Origin of the sequence: Mesorhizobium sp. LSHC412B00 (genome assembly GCF_000503035.1) — a bacterium.
Lineage (GTDB): Bacteria > Pseudomonadota > Alphaproteobacteria > Rhizobiales > Rhizobiaceae > Mesorhizobium.
Window position 1 is genome coordinate 1 of sequence record NZ_AYWB01000025.1, and the last position, 14,862, is coordinate 14,862.

The 14,862-nt window shown below is 59.8% G+C and carries 14 protein-coding genes; 1 reads left to right on the plus strand and 13 read right to left on the minus strand.

What is annotated here, in order from left to right; genetic code table 11:
- Nucleotides 1–297: 297 nt before the first annotated feature.
- The 8 genes from X757_RS137800 to X757_RS1000000165920 form a co-directional block, all read right to left on the minus strand.
- Nucleotides 298–879, minus strand: coding sequence for a dihydrofolate reductase family protein (locus X757_RS137800; RefSeq protein WP_023727785.1), 582 nt, complete (start codon nt 877–879; stop codon nt 298–300).
- Between the two features lie 165 nt (nt 880–1,044).
- The gene (locus tag X757_RS137795; protein WP_023727786.1) at nt 1,045–1,581 is read right to left on the minus strand and encodes an SRPBCC family protein; all 537 of its coding nucleotides are present in this window, start codon (nt 1,579–1,581) and stop codon (nt 1,045–1,047) included.
- A complete protein-coding gene (locus X757_RS137790) occupies nt 1,578–2,015 on the minus strand; it encodes a helix-turn-helix transcriptional regulator (protein ID WP_023727787.1) in 438 nt (145 codons plus the stop codon). The genes X757_RS137795 and X757_RS137790 overlap by 4 nt, the downstream gene beginning before the upstream one ends.
- Before the next feature lie 351 nt (nt 2,016–2,366).
- Nucleotides 2,367–2,639 (minus strand): cell division topological specificity factor MinE, encoded by a 273-nt coding sequence (minE, locus tag X757_RS137785; RefSeq protein WP_023684809.1) that lies wholly within the window; start codon nt 2,637–2,639, stop codon nt 2,367–2,369.
- On the minus strand, nt 2,636–3,451 hold the full coding sequence (minD, locus tag X757_RS137780; protein WP_023670342.1) for a septum site-determining protein MinD: 816 nt from the start codon (nt 3,449–3,451) through the stop codon (nt 2,636–2,638). Before minD ends, minE begins: the two co-directional genes overlap by 4 nt.
- 49 nt (nt 3,452–3,500) lie before the next feature.
- Nucleotides 3,501–4,331 carry a septum site-determining protein MinC gene (gene minC / locus X757_RS137775; protein WP_023727788.1) on the minus strand — a complete coding sequence of 277 codons (831 nt, stop codon included), beginning with the start codon at nt 4,329–4,331 and terminating at the stop codon, nt 3,501–3,503.
- Nucleotides 4,332–4,510: 179 nt separating this feature from the next.
- Nucleotides 4,511–6,628 (minus strand): DEAD/DEAH box helicase, encoded by a 2,118-nt coding sequence (locus tag X757_RS137770; RefSeq protein ID WP_023727789.1) that lies wholly within the window; start codon nt 6,626–6,628, stop codon nt 4,511–4,513.
- Nucleotides 6,625–7,470, minus strand: a complete 846-nt coding sequence (locus X757_RS1000000165920; RefSeq protein ID WP_050593988.1) for a DUF1837 domain-containing protein — start codon at nt 7,468–7,470, stop codon at nt 6,625–6,627. Before X757_RS1000000165920 ends, X757_RS137770 begins: the two co-directional genes overlap by 4 nt.
- Nucleotides 7,471–7,649: 179 nt before the next feature.
- Here X757_RS1000000165920 and X757_RS137765 point away from each other — a divergent pair, with 179 nt between their 5' ends.
- On the plus strand, nt 7,650–8,420 hold the full coding sequence (locus tag X757_RS137765) for a toll/interleukin-1 receptor domain-containing protein (RefSeq protein WP_023727791.1): 771 nt from the start codon (nt 7,650–7,652) through the stop codon (nt 8,418–8,420).
- 31 nt (nt 8,421–8,451) lie between these two features.
- On the opposite strand, the gene X757_RS137760 is transcribed toward X757_RS137765, so the two are convergent.
- From X757_RS137760 to metH, 5 genes are all read right to left on the minus strand, one after another.
- Complete coding sequence (locus X757_RS137760; RefSeq protein ID WP_023727792.1) at nt 8,452–8,961, minus strand: hypothetical protein; 510 nt, start codon at nt 8,959–8,961, stop codon at nt 8,452–8,454.
- 3 nt (nt 8,962–8,964) lie between these two features.
- Nucleotides 8,965–9,516, minus strand: a complete 552-nt coding sequence (locus tag X757_RS137755) for a YfbU family protein (protein WP_023727793.1) — start codon at nt 9,514–9,516, stop codon at nt 8,965–8,967.
- Between the two features lie 230 nt (nt 9,517–9,746).
- Nucleotides 9,747–10,067, minus strand: coding sequence for a DUF2934 domain-containing protein (locus X757_RS137750; RefSeq protein WP_023727794.1), 321 nt, complete (start codon nt 10,065–10,067; stop codon nt 9,747–9,749).
- 85 nt (nt 10,068–10,152) lie between these two features.
- On the minus strand, nt 10,153–10,737 hold the full coding sequence (locus tag X757_RS137745) for a BA14K family protein (RefSeq protein WP_023727795.1): 585 nt from the start codon (nt 10,735–10,737) through the stop codon (nt 10,153–10,155).
- A 190-nt stretch (nt 10,738–10,927) separates the two neighbouring features.
- Entirely contained in the window at nt 10,928–14,737 is a 3,810-nt protein-coding gene (gene metH / locus X757_RS137740) for a methionine synthase (RefSeq protein WP_023727796.1), read from the minus strand.
- Between the last annotated feature and the right edge of the window lie 125 nt (nt 14,738–14,862).

Below are 14,862 nucleotides of genomic sequence, written 5' to 3' on the forward strand. Positions count from 1 at the left end.
GGTCCTCCGGCGGACAAGAAAACTGTCACCCATGCTATCGGTCCATTCTGTTACCTATCTATCCGGTTCGGACAGACGCATTTCCTCTCCCCCGTCGATCGGGGGAGAGGTGTCGAGCGTAGCTCGACGGAGTGGGGGTCGACCGTTCATCCGCCTGATTGCCTGCTTGCAGGCGTTTCGCCCCTCGCTCCGTCGCTCCTGTTTTGCGGCGACCGTGGGTTTCATGAGCGCCTTCCCCCACTCCGTCGCCGCTTCGCGGCGCCACCTCTCCCCCCTCCGGAGGGAGAGGAAAAGAGGCTAGCTCGCCAGCCCATACACCAGGCTCACCCGCCCATCCGACAGCTGGCCGACCTGGCGCAGCTCCAGTCCGTGCCGGGCGTGCACCGTGCCGAACAGCGCCTTGCCGTCGCCGGCGAGCAGCGGATAGACGATCAGCCGCATTTCATCCACTAGCCCCGCCTCGATCAGGCTGGCGGTGATGCGGGCGCCGCCCATGAGGTAGATGTCCTTGCCGGGCTCGCGCTTCAGCGCCGCGACGTCGTCGAGGCGGCGCAGGAAGCGCGTCGAGGCCCAGGCTGACGTCGTCATGGTGTTCGACAGCACATAGTGCGGGGTTTTCGCGGCAAAGCGCGCCCATTCGAGTTCGGCCGGGTCGACCAGTCTGCCGGTCATCGGCAATGGCTGGTCCGGCTCGTTCTGTTGGATCGCGCTCCAGTAGCGCTCATAACCGGCATACATGACGCCGCCGAGCAGGCAGGCGTCGATCTCAGGCATCAGGCCGTATTCCTCCGACCAGTTGTCGACCCAGTCGGCGAAGCCTTCGGGGCCTTCCATCTTGCCGTCGATGGAGATCTTCATTCCGGTGATCAATTTACGCATGACTTCCTCCTTCGGGCTTGCGGGATGCAAGCACGTTGCCTGGTTTCATTTCCGCTGGCGCGCCGCGGTGTCTGGCGAAGGCGCGTGTTTCGCCGGCCCTTGCGCCGGCATCCGGCGCAAGGGATCGATGGTGCCCGGTTGGACCGGGCGATGCGTTAGGTCAGGTCAGGCCGGCAGGCGCCGGTCGTATTCCGCCACGATACGGCTAAAGCTGTCCCAGAACGGTTCGGGCTTCTCGGCCGCTACGCGGGCAACCAGGAGGTCGAGATGCACGTGCCAGCCGGCGGCATGCATCATCAGGCTTGAGCGGTCCGGCAGGCGGCGGTGGACCAGGGTGAGCAGGACGTCGTCGCCGCGCTGCGCCAATTCGAAGGTGACATTGCCGCTGCCGTTCCAGGTGATGGTGAGCTTGCGCGGCGGATCGCACTCGACGATCTGGTTGTGCATCCGCTGCTCCCCGCCACTGAAGCTGGCCGGCCTGTCGCCGGGCGGGTCGGTCAGTTCGTCGTTGCGCCAGACCAGATCGAAGGAAGAGCCTTCCTCCATCTCCATGTCGCCGGCCGCCAGCCATTGGCGGCGCAGATCGCTCTGCGTCAGATATTCCCAGACGCGCTCCCTGGTTCCGTGCAAAAGCCGTTCGATCCTCAACGTGGCCGGCTGGATCAGCTGGGCGTAGCCGTCGAAGCTGTTCATCTGGTTCATCGGTCGTCTCCCTCGGATGATGTTGACCTGGATGTGTCTGGCTTGGGTGATTCCGGCTTCGATGGTTCTGGATTTGCCGGTGCCGGCGTTGTCGACGTTTTGCGCCCCGCCTCCTCGCGCAAAAGCTGTTCGAGGACATCGAGGCGGCTGTTCCAGAAACGCGCGTATTGGCCGAGCCACTGATAGGCGGTGGCCAGCGGGCGGGCCTCGAGGCGGCAGACATGGGTGCGCCCGCGCACTTCGCGCCGGATCAGCCCGGCATGCTCCAGCGCCTTGATGTGCTTGGAGGCGGCGGCCAGCGACATGGCAAAGGGCTGCGCCAACTCGCTCACCGTACGCTCGCCGCCGGCGAGGTGGTTAAGCATGTTCCGGCGCGTGGCGTCGCCGAGGGCGTGAAAAACCTGGTCCATCTGGGGCGCCTCTAATTCAACCATGTAGTTGAATATAGAGGCGAGATTTTAGATAGTCAACTAGTTGGTTGAATGTTTTTTGGGGAGAGGCGCTGGCCCCCTACCTCCCCCTTGTGGGGAGGTCGGACCGTAGGTCCGGGCGGGGGTACTAGCGCTGACCGTGGGGGATGTGGATTTCCTCTTCCCTCACGAAAGTCTGGGAGAGGAACCCAAGATGGCGGAGGTCCGCGCAGACCCCCACCCCGATCCGCTTTGCGGATCGACTTGCCGGGGCGAGCCACGGGTCTCGCCCGTCCTTCGGGTGCCCTCACCCNTCCGCTTTGCGGATCGACTTGCCGGGGCGAGCCACGGGTCTCGCCCGTCCTTCGGGTGCCCTCACCCAGCCATGGCCAGCGGCACTGCGCTCTTGTTGGGGATCTGGATGTCGATCTCCAGCGTCGACATGGTCTCGCCGCGGTCCATCGAGACCTGGAGATAATCCTGGTCGATCTGCACATGCTTGGCGATCACCGCCATGATCTCCTCGCGCAGGATGGAGACGAGATCGGGCTGGCTGCGGTTGCGGCGCTCATAGGCGAGAAGCACTTGCAGCCGTTCGCGCGCCACCGGCGCGCTGGTGCGCCGCTTGAAGATGTCGAGCAGGTTCATGCCGCCCTCCTTCCCAAAAGACGATCGAGGAAGCCCTTGCGCTCGAAGGGCACGATGACCGGCAGCTGTTCGCCCTCGAGCCGCTTGGCCGCGTCGATGTAAGCCTTGGCGGCGGCGTTCAGCGGCTCCGACAGCGTCACCGGCGAACCGAGGTTGGAGGCGCGCAGCACATCCTGGCTTTCCGGAATGATGCCGAGCAGCGGCACCGACAGTATCTCCAGCACATCGTCGATCGACAGCATCTCGCCGCGCGCGGCGCGTCCCGCATCGTAGCGCGTGACCAGCACATGCTTGGCGATCTGCTCGCCCTCCTCGGCCCGCAAGGTGCGGGAATCGAGCAGGCCGATGATGCGGTCGGAATCGCGCACCGACGACACTTCCGGATTGGTGACGATGACCGCCTCGTCGGCAAAGCGCATGGCGAGTTGCGCGCCGCGCTCGATGCCGGCCGGGCTGTCGCAGAAGACATAGTCGAACACCGAGCGCAGCTTGCCGATGACCTCGGCCACGCCCTCCTCGGTCAGCGCATCCTTGTCGCGCGTCTGCGAGGCCGGCAGCAGGAACAAAGTCTCGACCCGCTTGTCGCGGATCAGCGCCTGCGACAGCTTTGCCGAGCCCTGGATGACGTTGACGAGGTCGAACACCACGCGCCGTTCGGCGCCCATGATCAAATCGAGGTTGCGCAGGCCGACATCGAAATCGACCAGCGCCACCTTCTTGCCGGTCTTGGCGACCGCCGCCCCCAGAGCCGCGGTAGAGGTCGTCTTGCCGACGCCCCCCTTGCCCGAGGTGACCACCACTACCTTGCCCATCAATAAAGCCTCCGTTGTTGTTCGTTATGTCGTTGTCGGGCGAGACGCATTAGCTGAAAGGGGCGATGCGCAGCATGCCGTTGTCGAGAAATGCCTGCACAGGCTTGCCCCGGACTGACGGGTCCATCTCCTCGGCCGTGCAATACCAGCCATCCACCGAGAGAAGCTCGGCCTCGTTCCTGCGGCAGAAGACGCGCGCCGCCGTGTTCCCTTGAGCGCCTGCGGAAGCGCGGCCGCGCAGCGTGCCATAGACATGGATCGAGCCGGTGGCGACGATCTCGGATCCGGACGCGACCGAGCCCAGCACGATGACATCGCCATGCGGATGGAAGATGAGCTGGCCCGAACGGATCGGCGAGCGGATCATCAACGTGCCAGCGTCGGGTGCGGCAATTTTGGCGTCTTTCGGCTGTGCCCTGGCATCGCTCGCCGGTTTCAAATCGCCCGCCTTCAAATCGCCGGCCTCTGCCTTGATGTCACCGGCCGCCTTCGTATCGCCTGCCGGCGTGGCGTCCTCCGCCCTGCCCGCCTTGCGGCTCGGCTGCAGCAGACCGTCGGTGGTCGCCTCCTTGGCGCCGACCAGCACCGGCGGCAGATGCGCGCCAAGCTCAGTGCCGCCGTCGAGTTCGATGGCATAGATGCGGATGCCGCGCTGGCCGAGCAGATCGACCAGCGCTTCGATGGCCACGACATCGGGCTTCAGCACGTTGAGATCGAGCACCACCGGGCGCCCGGCAAAATAGCCCGGCGAATTGCCGACCCAGCGATCGAGGCTCTCCAGCCAAACGTCCAAAGGCGCCTCCGGCGTCAGCGTGAAAGCCACGAAGGAGCGGGCGCGAAAGCGAATGGATTTGGCCTCGAGGGGAGCGGCAAAGGTCACGGCGGGCGATTCCTTACTGAGAGGTAAACGCTAGCGGTGGTATGGTTAATGAAAGGTTAATGGGAGGGGATTTGCGAGCGGTGGACGGGTGTTCCTGACAGGCACCGCCGAGGAATCGATTTGGCTTGTACCCAGCACCCTCTCTAAAAATAGAACTGAGAATCTAAGTGTCACGATGGCTAGACTGATGCGGCAATCATCCGATATTCGAACTGTGTAAGGCCGCCGTCGATGTAGTCTCGCTCCCGAAGCGACCTTAGTGTAGTTATGGCTTCATCGAGATCATGATCTCCTCCTAGGTAACCGTGCACCTTCATTCCCAACGGGATAGGAATTCCGATCTCCTCCAAACCCTTCACGTGCCGTGGGAGAAAATGGCTTTCGATAGTCTCGGCCATCGTCAGGTAATCGACCTGGGGAAGTTCGACCCGCATGGCGAAATGATTCACTAGAAGTTGTAGCGCCGAGAGCACGGATGGCACGTAGAAATCTACTTCACGAATCGCGCGGAGCGCGCGGTCAATTTCGCGTTGCACCCCTTCCGGTTTAGAGGACTGAACTATCCTATTGAGGTAATCCCTTATGCGCCCACCTGTACCTAGCATCCGGAACGCAAAGAACGCAGCCTGACCGGCGGAGACTAGCGACGAATCTTTCGCAAAGGGACGCCATCCCATTGCGAGCGTTGCGGCAAGCTCCTCATAGCCTGCTCGGTCGGACCACAACACTCGCTGATCTCCGGCCCTGAGCCGTTCCTTTACTTTGTCTGCTACAGCTCGAATGGACGCAATTGGAAAAGTAGCCAACTGCTCTATTAACTCAGCAGGAAGATCGAGATCCGTCTCAAGCCGGGCACGTCGATCGCGGAATGAATCGTCGTGGGCGAAACCATCGACACCAATGAGGAAGTCGTCGCTTAGGTCGGCAGGGTCTGCCAAGCTCGGAATGTCCAACTGATAAGCCTCGGGATCGGGAGGTTCGTTGAACAAGAAAACGTTCCCGATCATGTACTTTCTAAACCTGCCCGCTCGTCCAGAGATATTTCTATAGGAAAAATAGTCAAATCTCTTCGACCGTATCTTATCGTCGAATATGAAAACGTTCTCTGCCTTCGTGTTAACTCCCTCTATAAGTGTTGATGTACAAATTAGGATGTTAAGATCACTCTCCTCGAACGCACGAAGAATCTGTTGAGACACGCTCCGGGGCATGGCGCCGTGGTGCATTCCGATACCTATTTTAAGCGCTGATGCGACGACCCAATCGGGATGGTAATGCTCAGCAAGCCATGCGCCCAGCTGCCGGCAGTAAGGGAGGTCGTACCCAATACCTTCTTGGATTAAGGATTCTGCAAGTTTTCGGGCCGAAGCTGGCGACTTGCAGAACACCAACGACTTCTCCATTGACCTTTCTGCGAGTAGCGCGGCAAGGCGTTTGCGCTTGAACGACTCATGGCTAAAGTCGTGAATAATGGTAGCAACGGTGGTGGCATCTGAATCTATCCGTTTAGCGAAAATCCTCCCCAGATCCACGTCGTAGTCCAGATTTGGCCCTAGCAGAAATATCTGTTTGGCCCTCGGCGCATACCGACTGAACACAATATTCAGGCAGCGGCTGCGGGCGTCCTGAATATCGGCATTCAGCTTGTAGAACTCGTCGATTATGAGCAGGTCTATCTTGGGAAGGTCCGTTCTGTCCCTCAATCTTTCTTGCGTCAATACGAGGATGTTTCCCATATCTTCGGAGAGCAACTGGTCATTTCGATGGATGATTCTGTAGGCTCTGCCGAACGCTTTATCCAATCGACGCCTTTGTTCGTCCAACAGAGCTAACGTTGGCACAACGAGCACTACTGTCCTAGGCCGACGAACGTCGATGAGATTGTCGACTAGAAACGACTTTCCGAAGCTGGTTGGAGCGCTAAGGACCAGATTCTGCCCGAGCGCAAGAACGTCAAAAGCGTGAGCCTGTTCTCTATGAAATAGATAGCCTGAAGCTAGCTCACCAGACGGGCGAAAACTCTCTCTTGCTATTGCGTCCTGCCAGTCTAGCTCAGCGCTCTCCAGGTACGGAAAAAGCCCTACCTCTCGCAGCAGCCCTTGCGTCACTGGCAGAAGACTTTCTAAGGCCGGAAAATCTAATACGGCAGCGTGGAGTGCGATAATGTGTTGGTTCAACCACCCCTCGGCGGCGCCATGCTCCAATATATAGCGACCGAGCGCAGATGCTTTTCGAAAAATACCAGTGAGATCGGATCCATCTGCTGCGAGAACCGCTTCTAGCTCCTGTCGCCTCATGTTCGATAGAATCCCATGCGTCGATCGAATTCGTCCTGAAGGAGCTTCTTCGAGTTCATTGGTATCATGATCTTGACGACACTAACCGCGATGTTGCGGCTATTGACCTCGTCGTCCAGCGCGAGAACCTCCGCCTCAAGTTGAGAATTGTAGCTATCTTCGCCTTGAAAATCCAAGCAGGACTCGCTGTCGTAAGTCACCAATATAGGCACTACTATTCTATCGAATATTTGATCAAGTGGAGTATCTACGTCGAACATCCACTGGAGTCGCTCATAACCAGGTGTGAACTTAGAAATCTTCCCACCAAGCATTATTTTTTCGCCCTGCAAAAATCCGCGATCAAGATGCTCTTTGACCGACTTTACGGCAGCACGCACGGCCTGTTTGCCGTCGCGGTAGAATTTCGCTTCTCCTAGCCATATCTCTATCTCTCCTTCTTCGGAAAGGCGCACATGGGCTAGGTCGAAACCCTTCACCACTTCGTTGGACGAGGTTTTGTAAAATAGTTTTGAGACCGCAGGAAAAGTGCCAAAGAACTGCCTGCAGCAGACGTGAAGCAGTAACTCACCTAACTCGCCGCGACTTGGCCCGGCCTTTTCCGAATAAAGGTGCGCTATAGCACGCTCCATTAGGCGCCGAACCTCTGACGTATTCTCGATACGATCTGGCAGGTCGTCCGGCCTAAACGCAAACTCTGGCAACCAGTCTGTCAGGTGCGCAGCTAGGCGGCCAAACCGCCACTGACGGCCATCGAACTGAGGGCACGGAACCAATAGGCCCCGCCTTGAGATCGCCTCTGTCTCACGCGCAATTAATAACGGGGTGGGACGGGGATACATCGGTTATAAATTACGAATCCCTGGTGAATAGAGCTGCACAATATACCAAAGCACGAACGCGGCAATGCAAGGTCTTCCGGCGTCAGAAGAGCGATCTAAGAAATGGATATCTAGCTCTTGCTCGCGGCAACCCATTTTGGCATGAGTCCTACATCTTCGGTTGGATATTCGAAAAAACAATGGCCTACATTTTCCTTAGTCACTCGCATGCCGACAAACCTTTTGCGCGGAAGTTGGCCGCTAATCTCAGGAGCAATGGCCATTCGGTTTGGATTGACGAAGCAGAGATAAACATCGGCGATTCTCTAATTGGTAAAATTAGAGAGGGGTTGGATAAGGTCGACTATGTGTGCGCACTCCTGTCAAAGTCTTCGATTGATAGTCAATGGGTTCAAAAAGAATTGGATATTGCGAGCAACCGTGAAATTGATGAGAAACGAGTGATGGTGCTACCTTTACTTATTTCGGATGTCGAGTTGCCTGGATTTCTTCGCGGTAAGTTTTATGGTGATTTTCGGGATGAGGGTCGGTACGAGGAGGTTTTTGAAGCGCTTCTCCGCGCAGTGGGAGGGGGAAACAAAGTCAACGAAGCGTCCGCTTCAGAAATCGAAGCCCTTCGTATCGCGCTGAGCCATGCTCAAGAACAGGTGGACGCTCATCAGCGCGCTGCGAAGCGCGCTGAAAATGCAGCGTTTCGTGCGAAATCAACTGGTTTGAAAGAGGCCATCGCTGATGCAAATAGGAATTTCCCTCATCACGCGACAATAAATAATACCTATGCCTTCGAAGTTGCGGACAGCCCAATCACGCTTGATTATCTCCTTTGGGCAATTGCAAAGGCAGCGCGAAAAGGGGCTCACCCTTTGGATGCGTTGATCTCGCTTACCAATCAGTGGGAAGACGTCGAGAGCATGCTGCAGGCCTACAGTGAGATGGTTGAGAGATCCTAGAGCTGTTCGCCAGGAATGCTCAATCGACAACTCAGTCGATGACGTGTTCCAGCAGCTCCCTGTCGCTCCGCCGTCGGTCCTCCTGCTCCAAGCTAGGAATCAGAATTTGCAGAGTCGCGAGTGCATCCTTCCAACCATCACGATTGACGCCGATCTCCTCGATAGTTTTGATTGCCTTTTGAAGCTCGCCTGCAGCATTCTTTGCGTCTGCGCGCAGGCTTTGTCCGAGTTTTATGGGAAGCCGCGTTATTAGGCGGTCGTGCGCTGTTCGAAGCGCGTGCAGGTCTCTTGCTGGGTCATGCCCCGCAGACAGGAACTCAGGCGCGCCGCCTTGCCGACGCATCGCAGCGTCCTTGGCTGCGTTCAATACAGCCAGCAAGTCCTTTAGACGGTCACCATCTTCTAGCTGATTTTTCTTTTCTACGACTGCTTCTGCGGCTTTCTTCGCAGCCTGCTTTGCAGACGTGGCTGCCCAGGCCGCATAGATTGAAAGTCCAAAGCCAACGAGGTTTAGGAGATTCCAGAATAAGGTGGCTTCCATGACCTAACGATTGCTCGGATGAACTGCCGCCGTGAGAATGGCTTTTACCTCGGCCGCAGTGAGATTGAACCGACGTTCTCGTGGGACTTTGTGCCACTCTTTCAACATCCGTTTATAGGTATCACGGACAGGCATGTGGGAGTTCCAATAGTTTTTCTTCAGCGTCGGCACGTACTCGAATCGTTTCAAGCGTTCGATCGTGTACGCCGTGAAGGCCATAAACTTCCCCTCGTTGTTGCCGTCGTAGCCCATAAATTTCGTGAAAGGGCTATTTTTGATCTCCTCATCCTCGGTTTTGGAGACAAACCGATTGATCGCGTCGAACATATCCAAGGTGTCCCAAACCTCACTCGACTCATCAACCGTCATCACGTTGTCATCGTCGTAGATGTGATCCATGTCCCAACCATAAAGGATTTCATATCCACGCTCGATTGCCTCGCGCTGTACAGCGATACCTTCAGCCTCGTCTGGATAAAGGGCCTCCAGAATTCTCATCTGATTGGAGAGCGAGAGCCGATCCAGGCGGCTAAATTTGGGTTTCTCGTCCGCCATTCTGAACTCCTTAAACGGATCTAGTAGAGCACGTATATGTTACCTAGGATCACCGGCATAGATGTCCTCTGTGATCCGAGCGGCATACGCTTCGTGGCTGGAGTCCTTCCATAGCCAAAGCAGCTTCTCCGAACCGTAATATTTCGCATTTCGGTGCGTCGCCGCTCGCCATCAGGCTACCGCGATCACGCGACTGCCGACGTCTTAGGAATGAGATGCCCCTCAAGCTATCAGAATTTCGCTCGCCGCCGCTTCCCGTTGATCCCCCGCGCCGCCAGCTCAACTGCAGCCCTGTCCGCGCCAAGCCTGTCGATCAGCTCCTGTGCCTCGTCGCCCGATATGCCGGTGCGCACGGCGAGTTCCTCGACGGTCAGGACGTCGGTGCTGGCGATCTCGCGCGGCAGGGCGTCGTCGGCGGTCAGCGGCAGGGCTGCTTCGCGGTCGATTTCGGCCTCGGCCCGGTGCCAGTGGTGCTCGGGGTCACCAGTGCCTTCGCGCTCCCAGATCTGGTAGGCGCGCTGCTGTATCTTGTGATGCCGGTCGTCTTCCATGGTGGTTCTCCCCTGGGCTTTGAGGACGATTCGAACGATCCCAGAAATCGCGCGGTCGCAATCGTTGCGGCGCCCTTCGCGCTGGCTATTCGCATTGCCGTCTCGGCCCGCCGGAATATGGCTGGTAGCTGTTGTCTTCCGGACGGTAGGAGCGATAGCGGCTGAAGCAGGATTCGACATGGTCGCCGCCGGCGGCCGCGTAGGCGCCCGCGCCCTCGACGTAGCTTGCCTCTCGCGGCGCGACGCGGTCGGCGGCGAGATAGGGCGATACGCAGGTGCGCTGCTGTCCGCTATAGGACATGTAGCTGTTGTCGTCGGGATCGTAGGAGCGGTATCGGCTGGCGCACCAGGCGAGATGCGGCGGCGGCAGTTCGGTCCGCGCGATGGCGCCGGTGACTGTGGGATCGGGCTGCTGCCTGGCCGGGTCCTGGGCTGGCTCCTTGGCGGCGATGTCGGCAGGCGCGGACTGCTCGGGCGGCACACGTTCGAAGTCCTGCGCCGTCTTGTCCACCGGCCGCGCTTTCCGGGTCCACAGTTCCGCCACGCTGACGGTCGGCCTTGCCTCCCGCGCTGGCTTGGCGGCAAGCAGCCAGGCTGCGAAAACCAGCCCGCTGCCGAACACCGCAAGGGTCAGCACGAAGCCGCCGACCAGTCCCAAAATCGCTTTCACTCGACACTCCTTGTGTCCCTGCCAATAAAATGCGGGACATCACGGCTTGTTCCAGAAAAGCAGGCGCGAGGGACCTAAGTCTGACCGACCGACAACCGGCAGCTCGCCGAGAACCGGGTGCGGCGCGATTTTTTTCGACGGTGAAAAATCAAGGGAGCGGTCGAGCAGCCATTGGGCCACGTCGCAGCCGCTATTCCGCCGCCTCGGCATAGTGCTGAGGGACATAGTTGAGGATCGGGCCGAGCCAGCGCTCGACATCGGCCAGCGGCATGGCTTTGCGGCGGGCATAGTCCTCGACCTGGTCGCGCTCGACTTTGGCGACGCCGAAATAATAGCTTTCGGGATGAGCGAGATAGATGCCGGAGACCGAGGAGCCCGGCCACATCGCATAGCTCTCGGTCAGGCTGACGCCGGCATTGCGCTCGCCGTCGAGCAGCCGGAACAAGGTCGCCTTCTCGGTATGATCGGGCTGCGCGGGATAGCCGGGCGCCGGGCGGATGCCGCGATAAGGCTCGCCGACCAGTTCGTCGGGCGCCAGCATCTCGTCTGATGCATAGCCCCAGAATTCCTTGCGCACTTTCTCATGCATGCGCTCGGCGAACGCTTCGGCGAAACGATCGGCCAGCGCCTTGACCATGATCGAGGAATAATCGTCATTGGCGCGCTCGAAGCGCTCTGATATCGCCACCTCCTCGATCCCCGCGGTGACGATGAAGCCGCCGATATAGTCCGGCTTGCCGCTGTCGGCCGGTGCGACGAAATCCGACAGCGCGACATTGGCCTTGCTGTCGCGCTTGATCAGCTGCTGGCGCAGCGTGAAGAAAGTGGCAAGCTCCTGCGAGCGTGCCTCATCCGTGAACAGCCTGATGTCGTCGCCGACGGCATTGGACGGCCAGAAGCCGATGACGCCGCGCGGCGCGAACCATTTTTCCGCGATGATTTTTGTCAGCATCGCCTGCGCATCCTCGAAAAGCTGGCGTGCCGCCGGTCCCTGCTTCTCGTCGTCGAGGATCTTGGGGTAACGCCCTTTCAACTCCCAGGTCTGGAAGAACGGCGTCCAGTCGATGTAGCGCGCGAGCTCCGTCAGGTCCCAGTCGTCGAAAACTTTTACGCCGGTGAAGGACGGCTTCGGCGGCTCATAGGTCGACCAGTCGACCTTGTGCGCATTGGCCCTGGCCTTGGCCAGCGGCAGCCGCTGCTTGTCGGCCTCGGAGCGGGCATGCGCGTCGGCGACCTTTTTGTACTCGGCCCGCACTGTGTCGACGTAGCCGCCCTTGGTCTCGTTCGACAGCAAGGATGACACGACGCCGACGGCGCGGCTGGCGTCATTGACATAGACCGTCTGTCCCTTGGAATAGCGCGGGTGGATCTTCACCGCCGTGTGCACGCGGCTGGTCGTGGCGCCGCCGATCAGCAGCGGAATGTCAAACCCTTCACGCTCCATCTCGGCGGCCATGTGCACCATCTCGTCCAGCGACGGGGTGATCAGGCCGGACAGGCCGATGATGTCGACATTTTGCTCGCGAGCCATCTGCAGGATCTTCGCCGCCGGCACCATGACGCCGAGATCGATGATCTCGTAATTGTTGCAGGCCAGAACGACGCCGACGATGTTCTTGCCGATGTCGTGGACATCGCCCTTTACAGTCGCCATCAGGATTTTGCCGGCTGTCTGGCGCTCGCCATTGTCGATGCCATTGGCGGCGTTGGCCAGTTTTTCGGCCTCCATGTGCGGCAGCAATCCGGCCACCGCCTGCTTCATCACGCGCGCCGACTTCACCACTTGCGGCAGAAACATCTTTCCAGCGCCGAACAGATCGCCGACGACATTCATGCCGGCCATCAGCGGGCCTTCGATGACATGCAGCGGCCGCTCGGATGCGAGGCGCGCTTCCTCGGTGTCGGCGTCGATGAATTCGGTGACGCCGTTGACCAGCGCATGGGAAATCCGCTGCTCGACCGTCCAGTCGCGCCAGGCGAGATCGCGCTCCTTGGCTTCCTTGCCGGCGGTGCCCTTGAAGCGTTCGGCGATCTCCAGCATGCGCTCGGTGGCGGTGCCGCCGGCCCTGGGCACGCGGTTGAGCACGACATCCTCGCAGGCCTCGCGCAGCCCCGGCTCGATCGTGTCGTAGACGGCGAGCTGACCGGCATTGACGATGCCCATATCCATGCCGCGCTGGATGGCGTGATAGAGGAACACGGCGTGCATCGCCTCGCGGACAGGCTCGTTGCCGCGAAACGAGAAGGACAGGTTCGACACGCCGCCCGAGATATGGACATGCGGCAGCGTGCCGGTGATCTCGCCGGTGGCCTCGATGAAGTCGACGCCGTAATTGTCGTGCTCCTCGATGCCGGTGGCGACCGCGAAGACATTGGGGTCGAAGACGATGTCTTCGGGCGGGAAGCCGGCCTGTTCGGTGAGGAGTTTGTAGGCGCGGGTGCAGATCTCCACCTTGCGCGCCTTGGTGTCGGCCTGACCGGCCTCGTCGAAGGCCATGACGACCACGGCCGCGCCATAGGCGCGCACCAGCTTCGCGTGGTGCAGGAACGCTTCCTCGCCTTCCTTCATCGAGATGGAGTTGACCAGCGGCTTGCCCTGCACGCATTTCAGCCCGGCCTCGATGATCTCCCATTTCGAGGAGTCCACCATCACCGGGACCCGCGCGATGTCAGGCTCGGCGGCGATCAGGTTTAGATACTCGACCATCGCCTTCTTCGAATCGATCAGGCCTTCATCCATGTTGATGTCGATGATCTGTGCGCCATTGGCGACCTGGTCGCGCGCCACGTCGAGCGCCGGAACATAGTCGCCCGCCGTGATCAGCTTTCGGAACTTGGCCGAGCCGGTGACGTTGGTGCGCTCGCCGACATTGACGAAGGGAATCTCATCGGTCAGCGTGAACGGCTCCAGCCCGGACAGGCGCATCTTGCGCTCGATCTCGGGAATCGCGCGCGGCGGATATTTTTTCACGGCCTCGGCAATGGCGCGGATGTGGTCCGGCGTCGAGCCGCAGCAGCCGCCGACGACATTGACCAGCCCTTCCCGCGCAAAATCCTCGATCTGCGCGGCCATGAAGTCCGGGCTCTCGTCGTACCTGCCGAATTCATTGGGCAGGCCGGCATTCGGATAGGCGCAGACAAAGGTGTCGGCGGCACCCGATATTTCAGCCAGATGCGCGCGCATGGCGTTGGCGCCGAGCGCGCAGTTGAGGCCGATGGTGAAGGGGCTCGCATGGCGCACCGAATGCCAGAACGCCGTCGGCGTCTGGCCCGACAGCGTGCGGCCGGAGAGATCGGTGATGGTGCCGGAAATCATCACCGGCAGGTGCACGCCCTTTTCGATGAATAACTCGTTGCAGGCGAAGATAGCCGCCTTGGCGTTCAGCGTGTCGAAGATGGTTTCAATGAGAATGATGTCGGCGCCGCCGTCGATCAGGCCGCGCAGCTGCTCGCCATAGGCCAGGCGCAATTCGTCGAAGGTGACGGCGCGGTAGCCTGGATTGTTGACGTCGGGCGACATCGAGGCGGTGCGGTTGGTCGGCCCGAGCGCGCCGGCGACGAAGCGCCGCTTGCCGTCCTCCTGCTGTGCCCTCGCCGCTGCCCGACGCACCAGCCGCGCGCCGTCGCGGTTCAGCGCGTAGACGGCATCCTCCATGCCGTAATCCGCCTGGGCGATCGAGGTCGAGGAGAAGGTGTTGGTCTCGAGGATATCGGCGCCAGCGATGGCGTATTGATAATGGATCTCCTCGATCGCCTTCGGCTGCGTGAGGATCAAGAGGTCGTTGTTGCCCTGCTGGTGGCAGGCGCAGCCCGCGAAAGCCTCGCCGCGGAAATGCTCTTCGTCGAAGCCGAGACCCTGGATTTGCGTGCCCATGGCGCCGTCGAGGATGAGGATGCGCTCGCGTGCCGCTGCCGTCAGCGCCGCAAGCACTTCGGACCCATCGGGTCTGGCCGCGACGGGGCCGAACAATGCGTCCAGCGATGCAGAATTCTGCGACATTTTTTATCCTTGAGGCGACAACTCTCACATAAGGATATCTTTATGTCAACATACGGAATGCAGGCGAACGCGTCGTGGCGATAGTTCGGTGCGATCGGTCATCCCGATCGACAATGTGACGGCGG

Bases quoted from the DNA above. Each gene is read 5' to 3' on its own strand.
- minE (WP_023684809.1), bottom strand. From the start codon at position 2,639: ATGAACCTGCTCGACATCTTCAAGCGGCGCACCAGCGCGCCGGTGGCG.
- X757_RS137750 (WP_023727794.1), bottom strand. From the start codon at position 10,067: ATGGAAGACGACCGGCATCACAAGATACAGCAGCGCGCCTACCAGATC.
- X757_RS1000000165920 (WP_050593988.1), bottom strand. From the start codon at position 7,470: ATGTATCCCCGTCCCACCCCGTTATTAATTGCGCGTGAGACAGAGGCG.
- X757_RS137755 (WP_023727793.1), bottom strand. From the start codon at position 9,516: ATGGCGGACGAGAAACCCAAATTTAGCCGCCTGGATCGGCTCTCGCTC.
- X757_RS137795 (WP_023727786.1), bottom strand. From the start codon at position 1,581: ATGAACCAGATGAACAGCTTCGACGGCTACGCCCAGCTGATCCAGCCG.
- metH (WP_023727796.1), bottom strand. From the start codon at position 14,737: ATGTCGCAGAATTCTGCATCGCTGGACGCATTGTTCGGCCCCGTCGCG.
- X757_RS137760 (WP_023727792.1), bottom strand. From the start codon at position 8,961: ATGGAAGCCACCTTATTCTGGAATCTCCTAAACCTCGTTGGCTTTGGA.
- X757_RS137800 (WP_023727785.1), bottom strand. From the start codon at position 879: ATGCGTAAATTGATCACCGGAATGAAGATCTCCATCGACGGCAAGATG.
- X757_RS137790 (WP_023727787.1), bottom strand. From the start codon at position 2,015: ATGGTTGAATTAGAGGCGCCCCAGATGGACCAGGTTTTTCACGCCCTC.
- minD (WP_023670342.1), bottom strand. From the start codon at position 3,451: ATGGGCAAGGTAGTGGTGGTCACCTCGGGCAAGGGGGGCGTCGGCAAG.
- X757_RS137765 (WP_023727791.1), top strand. From the start codon at position 7,650: ATGGCCTACATTTTCCTTAGTCACTCGCATGCCGACAAACCTTTTGCG.
- X757_RS137770 (WP_023727789.1), bottom strand. From the start codon at position 6,628: ATGAGGCGACAGGAGCTAGAAGCGGTTCTCGCAGCAGATGGATCCGAT.